This window comes from Yersinia sp. 2466 StPb PI, assembly GCF_041538325.1.
Classification (GTDB): Bacteria; Pseudomonadota; Gammaproteobacteria; order Enterobacterales; family Enterobacteriaceae; genus Yersinia; species Yersinia enterocolitica_E.
The window spans coordinates 4,346,217-4,365,715 of record NZ_JAULSL010000001.1; the positions used below are offsets into that span (position 1 = coordinate 4,346,217).

Here is a 19,499-nt window from a genome sequence, read left to right on the forward strand (position 1 = left end):
TCAGGCTCGAAGGTTGCTGTTACCGCTATATTAGCTCACTCTTAACCCATCCCTTTTTTGAATTATCCACACTATTTATACCCAACGTTATTGGCGTTGCAGAAAAATATATCGGGAGAGTGATACATGCGAGCACTTGTACTTGAGCAAATTGAAGGCCGTACTGTCGCCGAAGTGCGTGAAATATCGCCCTCGCAATTGCCAGCCGGTAATGTCACGGTTGATGTCAATTGGTCCAGCCTGAATTATAAAGACGCGCTAGCCATCACCGGTAAAGGGAAGATTATCCGCGAATTCCCTATGGTTCCAGGCATTGATTTTGCTGGCACTGTTCACAGCAGTGAAGACCCACGTTTTCATATCGGTCAGTCAGTGTTACTGACCGGCTGGGGGGTGGGCGAAAATCATTGGGGCGGTTTAGCCGAGCAAGCGCGTGTTAATGGCGACTGGCTGGTCCCCATGCCTGAAGGATTGGAACCCCGAAAAGCCATGATTATCGGTACCGCAGGGTTCACCGCCATGTTGTGCGTCATGGCTTTGGAAGACGGTGGTGTCACCCCTGAAAGTGGCGAAGTGGTGGTCACCGGGGCCAGTGGTGGCGTAGGTAGCACTGCAATTGCCTTACTGTCGGCGCTCGGTTACCAGATTGCGGCGATCTCGGGTCGTGACAGCAACAGTGACTACCTGAAAAGTCTCGGTGCGCATCGGGTGCTCTCCCGCAATGATTATCTTGATGCGTCGCGCCCACTGGAAAAACAGTTGTGGGCTGGTGCAATCGATACTGTCGGCGACAAATTGCTGGCCAAAGTGCTGGCACAGATGAATTACAATAGCACCGTTGCCGCCTGTGGCTTGGCGGGTGGCTATACTCTGCCCACCACCGTGATGCCATTTATTCTGCGCAACGTGCGCTTGCAGGGCGTGGATTCGGTGATGACACCTCAACCGCGCCGCCAGCAAGCCTGGCAGCGGCTGCTGAAAATCTTACCTGACAGCTTCTATCAGCAGGCATCACAGTCCATCACGCTGGCAGATGCGCCAACTATCGCCGCACGCCTGCTGGCGAATGAAGTCACTGGCCGGACGTTGGTTAAAGTTCGCTAATTATTGATTTTACAAAAGTCACCGGGTGGATATTGCTACCACCCGGCCCTATCACTCCGCTCTCAGAAATTTCATATTTTTCCCAGCAGCCTCGCACTTGTGTCCATAAGCCGCCATGATTAATACCATAATGGTCAGTATGACTCCCCTGCCCGATGGAGTAGGTCTATGCACAACTTGTTCTCTCATTCAAAAAATAGTCTCCGTGGTAGCAGTACCAAACCACGCAAGCTGACCGAAGCTGACGTCACGCCGGAAAGTATTTTCTATCAGCGCCGCAAGGTGTTGCAGGCGTTGGGGATCACGGCGGCGTCACTGGCCTTGCCCACCGCGGCACAGGCCGACTTGTTGGCATGGTTTAAAGGCAATGATCGCCCTAAAGCGCCCTCAGGTAAGCCACTGGAGTTTACCAAATCAACGGTGTACCACCCGGATCTGGCGATGACGCCGGAAGAGAAAGTGACTGGTTACAATAACTTCTACGAATTTGGTCTGGATAAAGCTGATCCCGCCGCCAATGCTGGCACGCTAAAAACTGAGGGTTGGCAGATACGTATCGACGGTGATGTGGCTAAACCAATGACACTGGATATCGATGACCTGATAAAACGCTTCCCGCTGGAAGAACGCATTTATCGTATGCGCTGCGTCGAGGCCTGGTCCATGGTGGTGCCATGGATTGGTTTTGAGTTAGGGAAACTGCTCAAGCTGGTTGAACCGACCAGTAATGCCCGCTATGTCGCATTTCAAACGCTGTATGCACCGGATCAGATGCCGGGACAGGAAGACCGTTTTATTGGTGGTGGGCTAAAATATCCGTATGTCGAAGGCTTACGACTGGATGAAGCTATGCATCCACTCGCCTTTATGACTCTGGGGGTGTATGGCAAAGCCCTGCCACCGCAAAATGGTGCCCCGCTGCGGCTTATCACACCGTGGAAATATGGTTTTAAAGGGATAAAATCTATCGTTCATATTCGCCTGACCCATGATCAGCCGCCCACCACTTGGAACCTCAGTGCGCCTAACGAATATGGTTTTTATGCCAATGTGAATCCCCATGTCGATCATCCGCGTTGGTCGCAAGCTACTGAGCGTTTTATCGGCGCCGGCGGTATCCTTGATGTGCAGCGCCAACCTACTCTGCTGTTCAACGGTTATGCGGACCAAGTTGCATCCCTCTACCGTGGCTTGGATCTGCGGGAGAATTTCTGATGCGCCTGAGTCTACGGCAGATTAAAGGGTTAAAAGTGGCTATCTGGCTGGCAGCAGTGCTGCCTTTGCTGTGGCTTATTTTATCGGTTAATCAGGGTTGGCTCAGTGCCGACCCCGCCAAAGATATTCAGCATTTTACCGGCCGCATGACACTGAAACTATTGCTAGCTACTTTAGTGGTCACGCCGCTGGCGCGTTATGGTAAACAGCCCCTGTTGATCCGCTGCCGCCGGTTATTAGGCTTATGGTGTTTTGCCTGGGGAACCCTGCATTTAGTCAGCTACTCCTTGCTGGAACTGGGCCTGAGTAATATTGGCCTGCTGGGGCGCGAGCTGGTCACCCGCCCCTATCTGACATTGGGAATTATCAGTTGGTTATTGTTACTGTCACTGGCAGTCACCTCCACCTTATGGGCGCAACGAAAAATGGGACCCAACTGGCAAAAACTGCATAATTTGGTGTATGTTGTCGCCATCCTTGCGCCAATTCATTATCTTTGGTCGGTGAAAACGCTTTCGCCACTGCCGATTATCTACGCCGTGGCAGCGATTATATTGCTGGCACTACGCTATAAAAAATTTCGGCAATGGTGCCGTTAGTGGCCGGAACTTATCATGATTCTCCCCGTCATAAATAATGCTGAACGCACAGTTCGCACTCTTTTCTATTGAATATCTTCGCTGATAAGACCAGTATTTAGCTGCTAATTGCTACGATATCATTATAATGCCCGACCTTAGTGCCGATCGCAGTGTCAAATTCGTCGTAAAAAGGTGACAAATCGGTGACATCAGGTTATTTTTTACGATGATGGACTAATTGCCGGAGATACCAGCACAATGTCGGATAAGTTGCACATTTTGCTTCTGAATGGCCCTAACCTGAATCTGCTTGGAACGCGTGAACCGGAAAAGTACGGTTACACTACATTGGCTGAGATTGTCAGTCAGTTAGAGGCTCAAGCTCAGGGATTGGATGTGGCGCTGTCTCATTTGCAGTCAAATGCAGAACACGCGCTGATCGATAGAATTCATCAGGCACGGGGTAATACCGATTTTATCCTGATCAACCCAGCAGCGTTTACGCATACCAGCGTGGCACTGCGTGATGCATTGTTAGGTGTACAGATCCCGTTTATCGAGATCCATTTATCTAACGTGCATGCCCGGGAGCCTTTCCGTCATCATTCATATCTCTCTGATATTGCAGTTGGCGTAATCTGTGGACTTGGCGCAGATGGCTACAACTTTGCTTTACAGGCAGCGGTAAATCGCTTGTCAAAATCCAACTAATGCAACACACAAAGAGTACGGAATCACACTCATGGATATTCGTAAGATTAAGAAACTGATCGAACTGGTTGAAGAGTCCGGCATTTCAGAGCTGGAAATCTCAGAAGGCGAAGAGTCAGTACGTATCAGTCGTGCTCCCGCCGCACCAAACTACCCAATGATGCAACAGCCATATGCTTTTGCTGCACCACAGCAACAGCCCGCACTGGCTGCCGCCGTTGCACCAGCACCTGCTGAAGCGGCTGCACCAGCAGCAATCAGTGGCCATATCGTGCGCTCCCCAATGGTCGGTACTTTCTACCGCACCCCGAGCCCGGATGCTAAAGCCTTCATTGAAGTAGGTCAGAAAGTTTCTGCTGGTGACACTCTTTGCATCGTTGAAGCGATGAAAATGATGAACCAAATCGAAGCAGATAAATCCGGTACTGTAAAAGCCATTCTGGTTGAAAACGGTCAGCCGGTTGAATTCGACGAGCCTCTTGTCGTCATCGAGTAACGAGGCGTTCCATGCTTGATAAAATCGTAATCGCTAACCGTGGTGAGATTGCGCTGCGTATCCTGCGAGCTTGTAAAGAGCTGGGGATCAAAACTGTGGCAGTTCACTCTACTGCGGATCGTGATCTTAAACATGTGTTATTGGCTGACGAGACTGTTTGTATTGGTCCCGCACCTTCTGTTAAAAGCTATCTGAACATCCCGGCAATCATTTCTGCGGCTGAGATCACCGGCGCGGTGGCTATTCACCCCGGCTATGGCTTCCTGTCTGAAAATGCTGATTTTGCCGAACAGGTAGAACGTTCAGGTTTCATCTTTATCGGCCCACGTGCCGAAACTATTCGCCTGATGGGTGATAAAGTTTCAGCAATAAGCGCGATGAAGAAAGCTGGTGTACCTTGCGTACCTGGCTCTGACGGCCCATTGACTGACGACACTACCAAGAATAAAGCCTTTGCCAAACGTATCGGTTACCCGGTCATTATCAAGGCATCAGGTGGTGGTGGTGGTCGTGGCATGCGTGTGGTTCGTCATGATAAAGATCTCGAGCAGTCCATCAACATGACCCGTGCGGAAGCCAAAGCGGCTTTCAATAACGACATGGTTTATATGGAAAAATACCTTGAGAACCCACGCCATATCGAAGTTCAGATTTTGGCTGACGGTCAGGGTAATGCTATCTATCTGGCTGAGCGTGACTGTTCTATGCAGCGCCGCCACCAGAAAGTGGTTGAAGAGGCACCAGCACCGGGCATCACCAGCGAATTGCGCCGTTATATCGGTGAGCGCTGCGCGAAAGCCTGTGTAGAGATCGGCTATCGTGGTGCGGGGACTTTCGAGTTCCTGTATGAAAACGGCGAGTTCTATTTCATTGAAATGAACACCCGTATTCAGGTTGAACATCCGGTTACCGAAATGATCACCGGTGTGGATTTGATCAAAGAACAACTGCGTATCGCTGCGGGCCAACCTCTCTCCATCAAACAAGATGAAGTGAAGGTACACGGCCACGCCGTGGAATGCCGTATCAACGCCGAAGACCCGAATACCTTCCTGCCAAGTCCGGGTAAAATTACCCGTTTCCATGCGCCGGGCGGTTTTGGTGTGCGTTGGGAGTCTCATATTTACGCCGGTTATACTGTGCCACCATATTATGACTCCATGATCGGCAAGCTGATCACTTACGGTGAAAACCGTGACGTGGCGATTGCTCGCATGAAAAATGCGCTGGCGGAACTCATTATCGACGGTATCAAAACCAACGTTGAGTTACAGCTGCGCATCATGAACGACGAAAACTTCCAGCACGGTGGCACCAATATCCACTATCTGGAGAAGAAACTCGGGTTACAAGAAACCTGATATTTCGCCCTCCATGCTGTTAGTCTTTTATATCAAGGCCGGTTAATCACCGGTCTTTTTTCTTTTGAGACTTTATTTCGACTTATCTATCTGAAGTTATTGGTGTTGTAGTCAAGCGGCAATCTAATGAAATCCGATAAGTAAATTCGGGTGGGTGAGAGCGGCTAACAATGCTGTCGCGCCAAGTACAAAGGTATTATTACCCACAGTAATGGGCGTGACAGCCAGGCAGCAAACGAACACATCCCGATGAGCTGACTCACGTCAGTGATTCGGGTGGGTGAGAGCGGCTAACAACGCTGTCGCGCCAAGTACAAAGGTATTATTACCCACAGTAATGGGCGTGGCAGCCAGGCAGCAAACGAACACATCCCGATGAGCTGACTCACGTCAGTGATTCGGGTGGGTGAGAGCGGCTAACAACGCTGTCGCGCCAAGTACAAAGATATTATTACCCACAGTAATGGGCGTGGCAGCCAGGCAGCAAACGAACACATCCCGATGAGCTGACTCACGTCAGTGATTCGGGTGGGTGAGAGCGGCTAACAACGCTGTCGCGCCAAGTACAAAGATATTATTACCCACAGTAATTGGTGTGACAGCCAGGCAGCAAACGAACACATCCCGATGAGCTGACTCACGTCAGTGATTAGGGTGGGTGAGAGCGGCTAACAACGCTGTCGCGCCAAGTACAAAGATATTATTACCCACAGTAATTGGTGTGACAGCCAGGCAGCAAACGAACACATCCCGATGAGCTGACTCACGTCAGTGATTAGGGTGGGTGAGAGCGGCTAACAACGCTGTCGCGCCAAGTACAAAGGGTATGGGGAGAACAATGGAAACAAGATTCATACAAGCCCACAAAGAAGCGCGCTGGGCCTTTGGTTTAACATTGGCTTATCTGGCTGGCTGGATATTGACTGCGTATTTACCCGGTAATATCCCCGGCATGACTGGCCTCCCGGCTTGGTTTGAAGCCGCCTGTATTGCGCTGCCACTGGTGTTTATTGTGTTGTGCGCTCTGATGGTGCGTTTCGTCTTCCGCGATATTCCGTTGGAGGATGAGAATGCAAACTGATGTTGTCCTGCCATTAGTGGGCTATCTGGCAATGGTATTTGGCTTATCAATTTATGCCTATACCCGCCAAAAAACCGGAAGTTTTCTAAACGAATACTTTATCGGCAATCGCTCGATGGGAGGATTCGTACTGGCAATGACCCTGACCGCCACTTATATCAGTGCCAGTTCATTTATTGGCGGGCCGGGTGCTGCCTATAAGTATGGCCTTGGCTGGGTGTTATTGGCGATGATCCAGTTACCTGCGGTCTGGCTGTCGCTGGGTGTTCTGGGCAAGAAGTTTGCCATTCTGGCGCGCCGCTATAACGCTGTAACCCTCAACGATATGCTGTATGCCCGCTATCAGAGCCGATTGCTGGTGTGGCTGGCCAGTATCAGTTTGTTGGTGGCGTTTGTCGGTGCCATGACCGTGCAATTTATTGGTGGTGCACGTTTACTGGAAACTGCGGCAGGCATTCCTTACGATACCGGCTTATTAATATTTGGTATCAGTATCGCGTTATATACCTCTTTTGGTGGTTTCCGCGCCAGTGTATTGAACGATGCCTTGCAAGGGCTGGTGATGTTGATCGGCACTATTTTGCTATTGGTTGCAGTGATCCATGCCGCAGGCGGGTTGCATAAAGCTGTCGATACACTACAACATATTGATCCAGCGCTAGTTTCACCGCAAGGTGGTGACAAGATCCTTGATTTGCCGTTTATGGCCTCGTTCTGGATCCTGGTGTGCTTTGGCGTGATTGGCCTGCCACATACTGCCGTGCGCTGTATTTCGTATCGTGATAGCAAAGCGGTACATCGTGGCATTATCATCGGCACCATTGTGGTCGCCATCCTGATGTTCGGCATGCATTTGGCTGGCGCATTGGGCCGGGCTATCCTGCCGGACCTGAAGATCCCCGATCAGGTGATCCCGACACTGATGATCACCGTGTTGCCGCCCTTTGCTGCCGGGATCTTTCTGGCGGCACCCATGGCGGCGATTATGTCGACCATCAATGCCCAGTTGCTGCAATCTTCTGCAACCATCGTGAAAGATTTATATCTCAATCTGTGGCCAGAAGAGTTGAAGAATGAACGCAAGTTGGCGCGTATTTCCAGCTTATCGACGCTTATTCTGGGACTGTTACTGTTACTTGCTGCCTGGCGGCCGCCAGAAATGATTATCTGGCTGAATCTGTTGGCCTTTGGTGGTCTGGAAGCGGTATTCCTCTGGCCATTGGTGCTGGGGCTGTACTGGGAGCGCGCCAATGCTCACGGAGCCCTTAGCTCTATGATTGTCGGTGCGGTATGCTATACGGTATTGGCCAGTTTCAATATTAAGATAGCCGGCCTACACCCGATAGTGCCGTCACTGGTGCTTAATCTGCTGGCGTTTTATATCGGTAATCAGTTTGGCGACAGGGCTAGAGCGCGGCAGCCCGTGGTAGTTAGCGCTGATTAGAAACGATTAATTTATATCAGCTCAATTATATACCCAATAGATTTCAAGATGCAGGAAGGCGGCAAGCGAGGGCATCCCGATGAGCTTACACAGTCAAGTGATTCGGGTGGCGTGAGCACAGCCAACACCCCTGCGACTTGAAAGATGAAGGGGATTGAGCTTTTGAGAGAAAAGTCATGCCTTGGATTCAACTAAAATTAAACACCACCGGCAATCAGGCCGAATCCCTTGGGGACGCATTGATTGAAAGTGGCGCGGTGTCAGTTACGTTTCAGGATACCCACGATAATCCGGTGTTTGAGCCGCTACCAGGCGAAACTCGACTGTGGGGCGATACTGATGTGATTGGCCTGTATGATGCTGAAACGGAGATGGCCGCAGTGATCGCCATGCTGGAATACAACCCGCAACTCGGTAAAGGCTTTATCCATAAGATTGAGCAGTTGGAAGATAAGGATTGGGAACGTGAATGGATGGATAATTTCCATCCGATGCGTTTCGGTGAGCGCCTGTGGATCTGCCCGAGCTGGCGTGATGTGCCGGACCCAACCGCGGTCAACGTGATGCTGGACCCCGGTTTGGCATTTGGTACCGGTACCCATCCAACCACCGCATTGTGTCTGCAATGGCTCGATGGCCTCAGCCTGGACGGTAAAACTGTTATCGACTTCGGTTGTGGCTCTGGCATCCTGGCAATTGCAGCGCTAAAACTCGGTGCAACGCGCGCTATTGGCATCGATATCGATCCGCAGGCCATTCAGGCCAGTCGTGATAACGCACAGCGTAACGGCGTTTCAGAGCGTCTGGAGCTGTATCTCGCCAAAGACCAGCCAGCAGACTTATCTGCTGATGTGGTGGTCGCCAATATTCTGGCAGGCCCCTTGCGCGAACTGGCGCCACTGATTAGTGTACTACCGGTAACCGGCGGTCATTTGGGTCTGTCTGGGGTACTGGCGACCCAGGCTGTGGGCGTCGCACAGGCTTACGAGGATAAGTTCACCCTCGACCCAGTGGCAGAGAAAGAAGAGTGGTGCCGTATTACCGGTATCAAGCAGTAAACGCGCAAAAACCGACTCCCCTGCCAGGGCTGTTAAACCTTAGCAGGGGCCATCACATCCCTTGCTGAGTTAGCATTTCTGGCAATCCACCACACTCTCTTTTTAATCAAAATGGGAGGTCTGACTCATTTCCATCTGTGCTTTATCATTGATTTGATGAATAAATCAGCACTTTCGACCAGACAGATGTAGCATAACTAGTCGATAATTGTGATGTTTAGGAGAAAATCCTGAAGCGCACAAATTAATCAATTTTAGTTAACACCATGTTATATATGAATAAATAATTAATTAGCACAGCTTGGCGGGTATTTTATCGCTCTTTTTTCATCAATTGGTCAAAGTTTGGCCTTTCATCTGGGCGCAAAAATGCGTAATATACGCGCCCTTACGGACACAGTGTGGTCATTCTTTGTCTATGCGTATTGGACACTTCCAGCTTACAAATTGCCTGATTGCCGCCCCGATGGCTGGTATAACAGACCGCCCCTTCAGAGCGCTATGTCATGGCATGGGGGCTGGGATGACGGTATCTGAAATGCTCTCCTCGAATCCCGAGGTCTGGCGGACGGATAAGTCACGTTTGCGTATGGTTCATAGCGATGAGCCTGGGATTCGTACCGTGCAAATTGCCGGTAACGACCCGGATGAGATGGCAGCAGCAGCCAGAATCAATGTGGCTAATGGTGCACAAATCATCGATATCAATATGGGATGTCCGGCCAAGAAAGTGAATCGCAAGCTGGCAGGTTCTGCATTATTGCAACATCCTGATTTGGTTAAACAAATCCTCTCCGCGGTGGTTAATGCGGTAGATGCGCCAGTAACGCTGAAGATCAGGACGGGTTGGTCGACCGAACACCGTAATTGTATAGAAATTGCCCAACTGGCCGAAAATTGTGGTATACAAGCCCTGACGATTCATGGCCGAACCCGTTCTTGCCTGTTTAATGGTGAGGCGGAATACGACAGCATTCGGGCAGTTAAGCAGATTGTTTCCATTCCCGTTATCGCGAATGGCGACATCACTGACCCGCATAAAGCCAGAGCGGTGCTCGACTACACTGGGGCTGATGCTCTGATGATAGGACGTGCCGCTCAGGGAAGACCTTGGATCTTCCGGGAAATCCAGCATTATCTGGACACTGGGGAGCTGCTGCCACCGATGCCACTTGGCGAAGTGCAGCGCTTGTTAAACGGGCATATACGGGAATTGCACGACTTTTATGGTCCAGGCAAGGGATTTCGTATTGCACGTAAGCACGTCTCTTGGTATCTCCAGGAGCACGCCCCTAACGACCAGTTTCGGCGCACATTCAACGCCATTGAGGATGCCAGCGAACAGCTGGAGGCGTTGGAGGCATATTTCGAAAATCTTGCGTAAACAGAAAAAAGAGCTGACAGAACTATGTTCGAACAACGCGTAAATTCTGACGTACTGACCGTTGCAACCGTAAATTCACAAGATCAGGTGACTCAAAAGCCTTTGCGTGACTCGGTTAAACAAGCACTGAAGAACTATTTTGCTCAACTGAATGGTCAGGATGTGAGTGACCTGTATGAGTTGGTACTGGCTGAAGTTGAACAGCCATTGTTGGACATGGTGATGCAATACACCCGTGGCAACCAAACCCGCGCTGCCCTGATGATGGGCATCAACCGTGGCACGCTACGTAAGAAATTGAAAAAATACGGCATGAACTGATACTAGTCAGTTAACTTGTTGTTTAAAAAGGCGTACTCCACACGGAGCGCGCCTTTTTTATTACGCAATCTCTACCCGATTGCGCCCTTGCTGTTTCGCTCGATATAGGGCTTCATCCGCCAGTTTGAGCGAATCTTCCAGCATACCCTCGCCATTCCAGTACGCCACGCCTAGCGAAATCGTAATAGGGCGAATGTCCGATATCACCATCCTTTCTACATTTTGACGCAGCCGGTTGGCGACCTGTGTGGCCACATCCAACGTAGTACCCGGCAGCAACATCAGAAACTCCTCCCCTCCGCTACGACACAAGATATCCGTGTCACGGGAGCTATCGCGGATTTGGACTGCCAATTGCTTAATAACCTCATCACCAACGTCGTGGCCGTAAGCGTCATTAATCGACTTAAAGTGGTCAATATCCAGTGCAATAACCGAAAAATGCTGCCCAAGCTGTGAGATAGGCTCGAGGGTGATGGCCAATCCACGCCGGTTAAACAGGCCAGTCATGGGATCAGTTTGTGCCTCAAACTTCAATTTACCGATTTTCTTTTGCAACAAACTGATGCCAATCAATAGCGCCCGTTTGAGTTGGGTCGATTCGAAATACCAGGAAGGAATTTCCTTGATGCTGCTGGCAATATCGGGCTTATCCATATGGTTGGCACTGCCGGCGAGCAACCACAGCGGGCGGGCAATTAACCGGGATAACAGCCAAACACCCAGCAAAGTGAGTAGCGCCAATGGCGTGATATGACCAAGCCCTTTTAGCATTAAACCTTCCAGTGGCTTCAACGTTGACGCTTCGGGCCGCAAGGTAATGATTTCCCAACCGGAGGGTTCGACAATGGCATAGCCCGCTAGCATTGATTCGCCGCTAGTACTGGTAACCATCAAGCTGCCGTTAGTGGAGGTTTTTATCGCTTCCGTGATGGGTTTAGGTTCAAGTATTTCCCCGATACGGCTGGTATCTTGGTGATAAAGGATGCGCCGATCGCTGTCGAGCACCACGATATAGGAGCCATCACGATAATAATGCTCACCCAATAGCTCATTTAAAATACTTTGCTTGCGCAGGTAAATAGTACCGCCGATATAACCGCGATAACGTCCATCCGGCGTAAAGATGGGGGTCGAGATATTGATAACCAGATTATTTGCTGCCGATACATAAGGCTTACTAATTACCGGGCGACGTAGTTTTAACGCCTCCACTGACCCTGGTGATGTCAATACGTGACCTAATAACTGGAGATTGTCCGGGGATGTTGCGCGGATAACACCATGCGCATCCGTTATTACCACCGAGTTAAAACTATCGGTTTGGTATTTTAGCCGTGCGGTTTCCGCTTGCAGCGCCTCATGATCATCAAAATTCTTGGCGACAATCATACTGCTGTAATGCAGTTGCTTTTGCGCGCTTCTCAGGAAAATATCCGTACTGGATGCCAGTTTAGTCGCATAGACACGATTGGCTTCGAGTGTGTTATCAATCAGTAGCTGCCGCTGTACCCGATAACTGGCATAGAAACTGTTCGCTAGCGTCACAAAAGCGCTCATTACAGCTAGAATAAGGATTAGTCGACCTAAGTCGAGGCGGAAAATTTTGGCGGCAAGAATAGAGCGTAGCAAGACAGCCTTCCTGAGTCGATAAATGACTATGTTTAGCATGACGGTAACATGAAAATAAGGCGAGAATCCGCCTATATGTACACTGCTATCATATTTATCTCCTCAGATTAAGAGTTCTCACGCTATAGTCATTGTTAACAATTATCTATACTCAAAGTAATTGCCGTTACAGTAAGGTAACAAGCGAATCTCGTTGAGCTGACCAAGGTTCAGAGTGAAAACAGCTAACACTGCTGCAACGTCAAGTAGGAAGGGTATTGCTGACGAAGTCTGATTTGTACCGATAATAGGGGTTTGATTATGAATAAGCTGGTCATTGCCGTAGCACTTACAGCGACAGTATTAAGTGGATGTGCCAACAACAGAACTGCGTCTGGTGATACTTTCACCGCCTCTCAGGCACGACAAGTACAGACCGTAACCTACGGCACCGTTATCTCTGCACGGCCAGTCACCATTCAGGGCGGCAGTGAAAATAATGTGGCCGGTGCCATTGGCGGTGCTGTAGTCGGGGGCTTCTTGGGTAACACTATAGGTGGTGGCCGTGGTAATAGCCTGGCAACGGCAGGTGGTGCGGTAGCCGGTGGTATGGCAGGTCAAGGCGTGCAAAGCGCCATGAACCGTAGTGAAGGTGTACAACTGGAAATTCGCCGAGATGATGGCAGCAGTATCGTCGTCGTACAGGCACAAGGGCCAACGCGTTTCAGTGCAGGTCAACGCGTCATGATTGCCAGTGACCGTAGCGGCACAGTAACAGTTTCTCCCCGCTAAATTAACCAGCCGGGGGGATCCCCCTCCGGCTATGAGCGCATTAACACAAAATATTACCCCACAATTTAGCAACAACTTTTATCGGTGTAATAGGCTGTTTAGTAACATAAAAGGCATTACGTCGCACCCCATTCCAGATGAAAAAACCATTGATACTGATTATGATAGTCAAATATTGTGTTGCCACGAGGAATGTGTTGTGGTTAAATAGCCTCATCGGTTTGGAACACAGACCTTATGAAAGCAGTTTTAGTAAAGCAGTCCTCAGTTCAAGCGTTATCCATAGATATCCCTTCTCCGTGAGTCTCCTCCTAAGTGCCCAAATAAGTAATCCGCTGAAAAACAGACCACGTTCGCCGCACTATTGTGGCAAAAAATAATTGAAGGAAGTATCCCTATGTCTAATAAAATGACTGGTTTAGTAAAATGGTTTGACGCTGGTAAAGGTTTTGGTTTCATCACCCCTGCTGATGGTAGCAAAGATGTGTTCGTACACTTCTCTGCCATCCAGAGCAATGATTTCAAAACGTTAGATGAAGGTCAAAAAGTTGAGTTCTCTATTGAGAACGGCGCTAAAGGCCCATCAGCGGTAAACGTAGTCGCTCTGTAATACAGCGTGATTAGGGGAGCAGGTTGCCGATAGCGATGACGGCCAGACCCGAGCAGTGTAACCCGCTCTCCAAATAAAGTAATAAGCAGTACCCGGTTGACAGTAACATTTATGCAAGCAGTTTTAGTAAAGCAGTTCTCCGTATTAGCGTTATCAGACAGATACCTCTTCTTCGCGAAATTCCTTCTAAGTGCCCCATAAGTTGTACCCAAGCCTATCCGTTCGCCTATGGCGGCAATCAAAAATAATTGAAGGAAGTATCTCTATGTCTAATAAAATGACTGGTTTAGTAAAATGGTTTAACGCTGATAAAGGTTTTGGTTTTATCTCTCCTGCTGATGGTAGCAAAGATGTGTTCGTTCACTTCTCTGCCATCCAGAGTAATGATTTTAAAACCTTAGATGAAGGCCAAAACGTGGAGTTCTCTATTGAGAACGGCGCTAAAGGCCCAGCAGCGGTAAATGTTATTGCGCTGTAACAGCCAATAATAGATACCAAAACTATTGGAATAACGTACGATAGATGAAGGTGATAGCTCTGAGCAGTTACGTTATTCTGAATAAAAAGAACCCGCCTTGGTGCGGGTTTTTTTGTTGCCAAAAATAGAGCTACACTCAGAATAATATTCAATTGTCAGTAGGCAAAAAGTAATAAATCCAATAAGCAACGTTTATGCATTAATCTTTACCAATAGATTTAATCTGTCCGACGTTCCTCTACTCAGATTTACCCTGGCTTTACCTTCTCGTCTATTAATGCAAAATCACGTTGTTTTAACAGATAAAATCCCGCATAGGATAATTAATAAAGTAGAGTAACCGCTAAATTCCGTCTGAATTGTTCTCGCCAGAATAATATATATCTCCCGCTACGCATCCCCATCCCGAACAATATAAGAATGACTTTGATCAACATGACCACGTTATTTTGTCTATACAGTTATTTCATATAATCACCGCCTTAATCATCTCATTATTACCGTTTTTTTCACTGGCGATGATTAACACTGCACATAAAATAGCATCAGGGTAAATAATCATGTCGATATTCAAAACACGTATAGGAAGGATGTTACTTATCCTATTTATTGGGATAGGTATCTGGTTTAGCCCCGTCCCGGAATCGGTAGACCCGCGCGCCTGGCACCTGATGGCGGTTTTTGCAGCGACGGTTATCGGCCTGATCTTGTCGCCATATCCGTTAGGCGCAATGGCGATATTTAGCCTGACGGTAGTCGCGGCTACAGGTTTGCTGAGCATCAAAGAAGTGTTAGCCGGTTTTGCTGACCCGACAATCTGGATGATCGCTTGCGCCTTCTTTATCTCACGCGGCTTTATTAAAACAGGTTTTGGCCGCCGGGTCGGTTATCTGTTTATCAGTAAGTTGGGCCACAGCTCGCTAGGTCTGGCTTATGGTTTGGTGCTGACCGATTTGCTATTCGCACCGGCGATGCCGTCTACCTCCGCCCGATGTGGTGGCATCATTACGCCGCTGTTTCGCTCAATTTCTGAAGCCTATGAATCGACACCAGAACGCGGTACCGAACGCAAAATCGGGGCATTTCTGGTGCAATGTATCTTCCAGTGTAATGCCATTACCTGTGCGATGTTCCTGACCTCAATGGCCGGCAACCCAATGATTGGCAAACTGGCCGGTGAAATGGGGATTACCATTACCTGGACCAGTTGGGCATTGGCCGCCATCGTCCCTGGTTTAATCTCTTTGGCAGTAATCCCGTTGTTGCTGTATCGCTTCTACCCGCCAGAAATAAAGAAAACCCCGGAAATGCGCGCCTTGGCAATGGTGAAATTGAAAGAAATGGGGCCAATGAGCCGCAACGAATGGATTGTATTATCGGTCTTCGTCGGGCTGGTGACGCTGTGGGTATGTGGCGCAGCACTGAATATTGATGCCACCATGACCGCCTTTATTGGACTGGCAATTCTATTACTGAGTGGCGCGCTGACCTGGGATGATGTGATTGCCGAGAAAGAAGCCTGGCATACGGTGATTTGGTTTGCGGTACTGCTAACACTCGCCAGCCAACTGAATAAGCTGGGTTTTATTACCTGGTTTGGCTCATCAATTGCCGGTTCAGTGCAGGGGATGAACTGGGTGCCAATGATGGGAATCCTGCTGCTGGCGTACTATTACAGCCACTATATGATGGCCAGTGCCATCGCCCATATCAGTGCCATGTATGCCATTTTTGTCTCCATTGCTATTGCAGCAGGTGCTCCGCCAATGCTGACAGTATTGGTATTTGGTATGTTCAGTAACCTGTATATGGCAACTACCCACTACTCTGGCGGCCCGGCCCCTATCCTGTTTGGTTGTAACTTTATCCCACTGGCGACCTGGTGGAAGATTGGTTTCCTGATCAGTCTGGTGGTTATCCCTATCTGGCTGATTATCGGTAGCGCCTGGTGGAAAGTGCTGGGTTTCTGGTAATACATTGAAATATTCAGAATAAAAAACACCGCGCGATGACACTGGCGCGGTGTTTTTTATCGGTTAATTACTGCTGTTTACGTAATTCGATACCCACATCTCCACCAGGGTGCACCGCCAGTAGGGCCTGTTTGGTAAAACCTCTGCGTGCCATCAGGCAGGCACAGATAGCATCAAACAGGGCTAATACCAGAACAATAGATGTGGTTGCTAACATATTCAGCGGGTCTATCTCTTGCTTCACATGTGTTTTCAGCACCAAGGCAGATACCTGCGCGATAGCCGACTGCTCGTTTTCCGTTACACTGATAATCTGCACTTGCTTGCGTTGCAGCGTTGGCAGCAACCGGGTCAGCTCATCGGAATTCCCGCCACGAGAGATCAAAATGATGATGTCCTGTGACCCGAGGAAACCCAAATCGCCGTGCGCTGCATCAGTGGCATTCAGGTAAATCGCCGGTTGCTCTACGCAAGCCAGCATATGAGCAACCTTTCGTGCGGCAATACCTGATGTGCCCACCCCAGTTACCGCGATTTTGCCACGGCACCCAGCCAACATCTCCAGCACCTGCAACCACACCTGCGGATCGACATTATCCTTTAACGCCGCCAACTCGCGGCTATAAGTCATCCATGCGTCACTGGCTATTTGCCATTCATCACTCTGGCTCATCCTTCCTCCTGCATCAGTTCCTGATAACGCATATGGTCGTGATACATCTGGTGGAACACGCGGTATTTACGGTCGTAATAGGCTTTGATTTTGTTAGTTTGCGGTGTGACCGTTTTACCAATGCGGCTCATGGCAGCCATCGCCTCCGGCAGCGACTCAAACACACCTGCTGCGACCGTGCCCATCATGGCGCTGCCGAGCAACATGGCTTCACTCTCTTCCGGCAGTAGCATGGCACAACCCGTCGCATTAGCGTGTTCTTGTACAAAGATCGGGTTTTTAGTTCCGCCGCCGCTGGCCATCATAGTGTCAATGCAATAGCCGTTCTTATTCATGGTTTCGATGATATGCCGCGTTCCCAGCGCCAGCGCCTGAATGGTCGCCAAATAGCGTAACGCCATATCTTCAAAGGTGGTAGACAGCTTCAAGCCGGTAATAATGCCCGTCAGATTCGGATTCGCGCGCGGTGAACGATTACCGTGGAAGTACGGCAAAATGTGAATATCTTTGGTGAGGAAGGCGATATTCTCCGGTTCACCGGCAAGCTGGCGCAGAATATGATTTAGCGCCTCGTAAATAGTCTCACCTTTGCTTTTGGCCTGTGCCAACAGCTCTGGGTAACACGGATGTGTTTGAATAATATGGTCAATTAATGCTCCCGTCGCCGACTGTCCGCCCTCATTTAGCCAGTACTCCGGTAGAATAGCCGAATAATAGGGTCCCCAGATGCCGCCAATAAAATGCGCGGAACGTGACATCGCCATATGTGCCGTTGAGGTACCACCAATCAGCGCAATGCGCCGATCAAAATTGGCATTTTCGCCAGTCACACCACTGGCACCGAGGATGCCAATAGTGCCAGCATGGGCATCAATAATAGAGACACTGACCGCAGTACCAGGGATCAATCCCATTTCTGATGCCGCCCGTTGGCTAAGTCCACGGCCCAACGGCTCGCCCATCGGTTTAACGCTAGCACCGATTTTCGCCGCATTGTTGTCCAGCAAATCAGCCAGCCCGACCAATTTAAAATAGGACGGATCCCAGCGATCCTCATGGCCCAGATAAGTCCATTTACACACCGTAGAACAAAGCGAACGGGTTTCGTCTTTAGTCGCTCGCCAGGTGAGAAAATCCGGTAAATCAAACAGATGACCGACATTGCTCCACGTGGTTGGCATATGCTGTTTCAACCACAGCAGTTTTGGAGTTTGCATTTCAGGTGAAATCACGCCGCCAACAAACTCCAATACCGGATGTTTGGTGGCATTAATTCTTTCAGCCTGGGTAATGGCACGATGATCCATCCAGACAATTACATTCTGTTCGCTGCGCCCCGACGGGCTAACGGTCAACGGGTTGCCTTCTTTATCCAGCACCACCAGCGAACAGGTGGCATCGAACCCCAGCCCTTTCACTTGGATCGGGTTGATATCAGCCTGATTCACCGCATCTCGTACCGCATTACACACCGCCTGCCAGATATTATCGGAAGACTGCTCAACAAAATCCGCCTTGGGCTTAAACATGGTAATTTCACGGCTGGCCTGCCCGACCATGCGGCCCTGCAAATCGAATACTCCGGCCCTTGCGCTGCCGGTCCCTACATCTACGCCGATAAAGTAACTTGCCATTGTTGTATCCCTCAATTCTTAAGCCTTACGATTCTGTAATGCGATAAAGAGGATCAGCACCCCACCCCATAACGCCATGGTCAGGTAGCTACTCACCCCCAGCAAATTCAGGCCACTTTCCAATAGTTGTAGTACCACCAGCGCCAGGATCAAGCCGATGATGCGACCAAAGCCGCCATCCGGGTTAATGCCACCCAATACCGATGCCAGAATGGTGACTAATAGATAGGATTCGCCGTAACCGGCTTTGGCCGAGTTAAATTTCGCCATCATCAGGATAGCCGCCCCCCATCCTAATATGGCTGACAGGATATAGACCGCGACCTGTACCCGATGGGTATTCACGCCACTAAAACGGGTGGCCTGCTCATTGGAGCCGACCAGATAGATGCTACGCCCCAAGGTCGTGTGTTCCAAAAGCACCCACAGCCCAGTGGAGACCAGTAAAAACAAGATCATCGCGACTGGAATACCGGCGATATCACCACTGCCAATGTATTGAATCACCGGTGGGAAATCAGAGATCACGTCACCGTTGGACAATAAAATATTCAGGCCGGTAATCAATGTCATGGTGCCCAACGTCGCCAGAATTGGCGACACCCCGACCACTGAAATCAGTAAGCCATTCAACGCACCAATCACCACCGCCACCAGCAAGCCAGCAACTAATGCCAGTAACAGGAACAGCGGCTGATCAGGGTGGCTGACAATGATGGCAGCCATGACTAATGAGCAAGCGTTCGCTCCGGCAATAATGGATAAGTTAATACCGCCGGTCAGCATGGTCAGCCCCATCCCCAGCGCCAGCATGCCTAAAATCGGCAACTGCGAGGAAATAGACTGGAAGTTACCCAAGCTGAAGAAGCGTTGGCCCAAGGTCAATGAGAAGGCCAACATCACTGCCACCAGAATCAATAATTGCAGGCGGATAATGCGGTCGTTAGGAATAATTCGGTTTAGCCAGGTCAT

At 49.6% G+C, this 19,499-nt stretch carries 19 protein-coding genes; 15 read left to right on the forward strand and 4 right to left on the reverse strand.

All coding sequences use genetic code 11. The features are described from left to right. Positions 1–126: 126 nt before the first annotated feature. The 11 genes from Q2T72_RS19670 (at position 127) to fis (ending at position 10,756) form a co-directional block, all read left to right on the forward strand. On the forward strand, positions 127–1,104 hold the full coding sequence (locus tag Q2T72_RS19670) for an MDR family oxidoreductase (RefSeq protein ID WP_372569711.1): 978 nt from the start codon (positions 127–129) through the stop codon (positions 1,102–1,104). Between the two features lie 168 nt (positions 1,105–1,272). Then, a complete protein-coding gene (msrP, locus tag Q2T72_RS19675) occupies positions 1,273–2,319 on the forward strand; it encodes a protein-methionine-sulfoxide reductase catalytic subunit MsrP (protein WP_083162192.1) in 1,047 nt (348 codons plus the stop codon). Further along, positions 2,319–2,918, forward strand: coding sequence for a protein-methionine-sulfoxide reductase heme-binding subunit MsrQ (gene msrQ / locus Q2T72_RS19680; protein WP_372569712.1), 600 nt, complete (start codon positions 2,319–2,321; stop codon positions 2,916–2,918). Before msrP ends, msrQ begins: the two co-directional genes overlap by 1 nt. 240 nt (positions 2,919–3,158) lie before the next feature. Continuing rightward, positions 3,159–3,611 carry a type II 3-dehydroquinate dehydratase gene (aroQ, locus tag Q2T72_RS19685; RefSeq protein WP_083162188.1) on the forward strand — a complete coding sequence of 151 codons (453 nt, stop codon included), beginning with the start codon at positions 3,159–3,161 and terminating at the stop codon, positions 3,609–3,611. Between the two features lie 31 nt (positions 3,612–3,642). After that, a complete protein-coding gene (gene accB, locus Q2T72_RS19690; RefSeq protein WP_004701474.1) occupies positions 3,643–4,107 on the forward strand; it encodes an acetyl-CoA carboxylase biotin carboxyl carrier protein in 465 nt (154 codons plus the stop codon). Positions 4,108–4,118: 11 nt separating this feature from the next. Further along, positions 4,119–5,468 carry an acetyl-CoA carboxylase biotin carboxylase subunit gene (accC, locus tag Q2T72_RS19695; protein ID WP_083162186.1) on the forward strand — a complete coding sequence of 450 codons (1,350 nt, stop codon included), beginning with the start codon at positions 4,119–4,121 and terminating at the stop codon, positions 5,466–5,468. Between the two features lie 838 nt (positions 5,469–6,306). Beyond that, complete coding sequence (locus tag Q2T72_RS19700; protein ID WP_083162184.1) at positions 6,307–6,549, forward strand: YhdT family protein; 243 nt, start codon at positions 6,307–6,309, stop codon at positions 6,547–6,549. Beyond that, positions 6,539–7,993: a sodium/pantothenate symporter gene (gene panF / locus Q2T72_RS19705; RefSeq protein ID WP_372560387.1), complete on the forward strand. Its 1,455-nt coding sequence runs from the start codon at positions 6,539–6,541 to the stop codon at positions 7,991–7,993. Before Q2T72_RS19700 ends, panF begins: the two co-directional genes overlap by 11 nt. A gap of 176 nt (positions 7,994–8,169) precedes the next feature. Then, a complete protein-coding gene (prmA, locus tag Q2T72_RS19710; protein ID WP_083162179.1) occupies positions 8,170–9,051 on the forward strand; it encodes a 50S ribosomal protein L11 methyltransferase in 882 nt (293 codons plus the stop codon). A 418-nt stretch (positions 9,052–9,469) separates the two neighbouring features. Continuing rightward, entirely contained in the window at positions 9,470–10,435 is a 966-nt protein-coding gene (dusB, locus tag Q2T72_RS19715; protein ID WP_083162177.1) for a tRNA dihydrouridine synthase DusB, read from the forward strand. Positions 10,436–10,459: 24 nt separating this feature from the next. Further along, entirely contained in the window at positions 10,460–10,756 is a 297-nt protein-coding gene (fis, locus tag Q2T72_RS19720; protein ID WP_002210061.1) for a DNA-binding transcriptional regulator Fis, read from the forward strand. Between the two features lie 60 nt (positions 10,757–10,816). On the opposite strand, the gene Q2T72_RS19725 is transcribed toward fis, so the two are convergent. Next, positions 10,817–12,376 carry a sensor domain-containing diguanylate cyclase gene (locus Q2T72_RS19725; RefSeq protein WP_372569921.1) on the reverse strand — a complete coding sequence of 520 codons (1,560 nt, stop codon included), beginning with the start codon at positions 12,374–12,376 and terminating at the stop codon, positions 10,817–10,819. 312 nt (positions 12,377–12,688) lie between these two features. Here Q2T72_RS19725 and Q2T72_RS19730 point away from each other — a divergent pair, with 312 nt between their 5' ends. The 4 genes from Q2T72_RS19730 to Q2T72_RS19745 all read left to right on the forward strand — a co-directional run bounded on the left by Q2T72_RS19730 (position 12,689) and on the right by Q2T72_RS19745 (position 16,220). After that, positions 12,689–13,159 carry a glycine zipper 2TM domain-containing protein gene (locus Q2T72_RS19730; RefSeq protein WP_083162175.1) on the forward strand — a complete coding sequence of 157 codons (471 nt, stop codon included), beginning with the start codon at positions 12,689–12,691 and terminating at the stop codon, positions 13,157–13,159. A 397-nt stretch (positions 13,160–13,556) separates the two neighbouring features. After that, positions 13,557–13,769 carry an RNA chaperone/antiterminator CspA gene (gene cspA / locus Q2T72_RS19735; protein WP_005163090.1) on the forward strand — a complete coding sequence of 71 codons (213 nt, stop codon included), beginning with the start codon at positions 13,557–13,559 and terminating at the stop codon, positions 13,767–13,769. A 265-nt stretch (positions 13,770–14,034) separates the two neighbouring features. Beyond that, positions 14,035–14,247: an RNA chaperone/antiterminator CspA gene (gene cspA, locus Q2T72_RS19740; RefSeq protein ID WP_083162167.1), complete on the forward strand. Its 213-nt coding sequence runs from the start codon at positions 14,035–14,037 to the stop codon at positions 14,245–14,247. Between the two features lie 560 nt (positions 14,248–14,807). Next, positions 14,808–16,220, forward strand: a complete 1,413-nt coding sequence (locus Q2T72_RS19745; protein ID WP_042568990.1) for an anion permease — start codon at positions 14,808–14,810, stop codon at positions 16,218–16,220. Positions 16,221–16,287: 67 nt separating this feature from the next. Here the strand turns inward: Q2T72_RS19745 and Q2T72_RS19750 are convergent, their stop codons facing one another. From Q2T72_RS19750 to Q2T72_RS19760, 3 genes are read right to left on the reverse strand one after another with little or no spacing between them, the layout of a single operon-like run. After that, complete coding sequence (locus tag Q2T72_RS19750; protein ID WP_083162165.1) at positions 16,288–16,893, reverse strand: SIS domain-containing protein; 606 nt, start codon at positions 16,891–16,893, stop codon at positions 16,288–16,290. Next, a complete protein-coding gene (locus Q2T72_RS19755; RefSeq protein ID WP_083162163.1) occupies positions 16,890–18,527 on the reverse strand; it encodes an FGGY-family carbohydrate kinase in 1,638 nt (545 codons plus the stop codon). Before Q2T72_RS19755 ends, Q2T72_RS19750 begins: the two co-directional genes overlap by 4 nt. Before the next feature lie 18 nt (positions 18,528–18,545). Further along, a complete protein-coding gene (locus Q2T72_RS19760; protein ID WP_083162161.1) occupies positions 18,546–19,499 on the reverse strand; it encodes an ABC transporter permease in 954 nt (317 codons plus the stop codon).

Bases quoted from the DNA above. Each gene is read 5' to 3' on its own strand.
- panF (WP_372560387.1), top strand. From the start codon at position 6,539: ATGCAAACTGATGTTGTCCTGCCATTAGTGGGCTATCTGGCAATGGTA.
- cspA (WP_005163090.1), top strand. From the start codon at position 13,557: ATGTCTAATAAAATGACTGGTTTAGTAAAATGGTTTGACGCTGGTAAA.
- Q2T72_RS19730 (WP_083162175.1), top strand. From the start codon at position 12,689: ATGAATAAGCTGGTCATTGCCGTAGCACTTACAGCGACAGTATTAAGT.
- Q2T72_RS19745 (WP_042568990.1), top strand. From the start codon at position 14,808: ATGTCGATATTCAAAACACGTATAGGAAGGATGTTACTTATCCTATTT.
- Q2T72_RS19700 (WP_083162184.1), top strand. From the start codon at position 6,307: ATGGAAACAAGATTCATACAAGCCCACAAAGAAGCGCGCTGGGCCTTT.
- aroQ (WP_083162188.1), top strand. From the start codon at position 3,159: ATGTCGGATAAGTTGCACATTTTGCTTCTGAATGGCCCTAACCTGAAT.
- Q2T72_RS19755 (WP_083162163.1), bottom strand. From the start codon at position 18,527: ATGGCAAGTTACTTTATCGGCGTAGATGTAGGGACCGGCAGCGCAAGG.
- accB (WP_004701474.1), top strand. From the start codon at position 3,643: ATGGATATTCGTAAGATTAAGAAACTGATCGAACTGGTTGAAGAGTCC.
- fis (WP_002210061.1), top strand. From the start codon at position 10,460: ATGTTCGAACAACGCGTAAATTCTGACGTACTGACCGTTGCAACCGTA.
- accC (WP_083162186.1), top strand. From the start codon at position 4,119: ATGCTTGATAAAATCGTAATCGCTAACCGTGGTGAGATTGCGCTGCGT.
- dusB (WP_083162177.1), top strand. From the start codon at position 9,470: ATGCGTATTGGACACTTCCAGCTTACAAATTGCCTGATTGCCGCCCCG.
- msrP (WP_083162192.1), top strand. From the start codon at position 1,273: ATGCACAACTTGTTCTCTCATTCAAAAAATAGTCTCCGTGGTAGCAGT.
- Q2T72_RS19760 (WP_083162161.1), bottom strand. From the start codon at position 19,499: ATGACCTGGCTAAACCGAATTATTCCTAACGACCGCATTATCCGCCTG.
- msrQ (WP_372569712.1), top strand. From the start codon at position 2,319: ATGCGCCTGAGTCTACGGCAGATTAAAGGGTTAAAAGTGGCTATCTGG.
- Q2T72_RS19750 (WP_083162165.1), bottom strand. From the start codon at position 16,893: ATGAGCCAGAGTGATGAATGGCAAATAGCCAGTGACGCATGGATGACT.
- prmA (WP_083162179.1), top strand. From the start codon at position 8,170: ATGCCTTGGATTCAACTAAAATTAAACACCACCGGCAATCAGGCCGAA.
- cspA (WP_083162167.1), top strand. From the start codon at position 14,035: ATGTCTAATAAAATGACTGGTTTAGTAAAATGGTTTAACGCTGATAAA.
- Q2T72_RS19670 (WP_372569711.1), top strand. From the start codon at position 127: ATGCGAGCACTTGTACTTGAGCAAATTGAAGGCCGTACTGTCGCCGAA.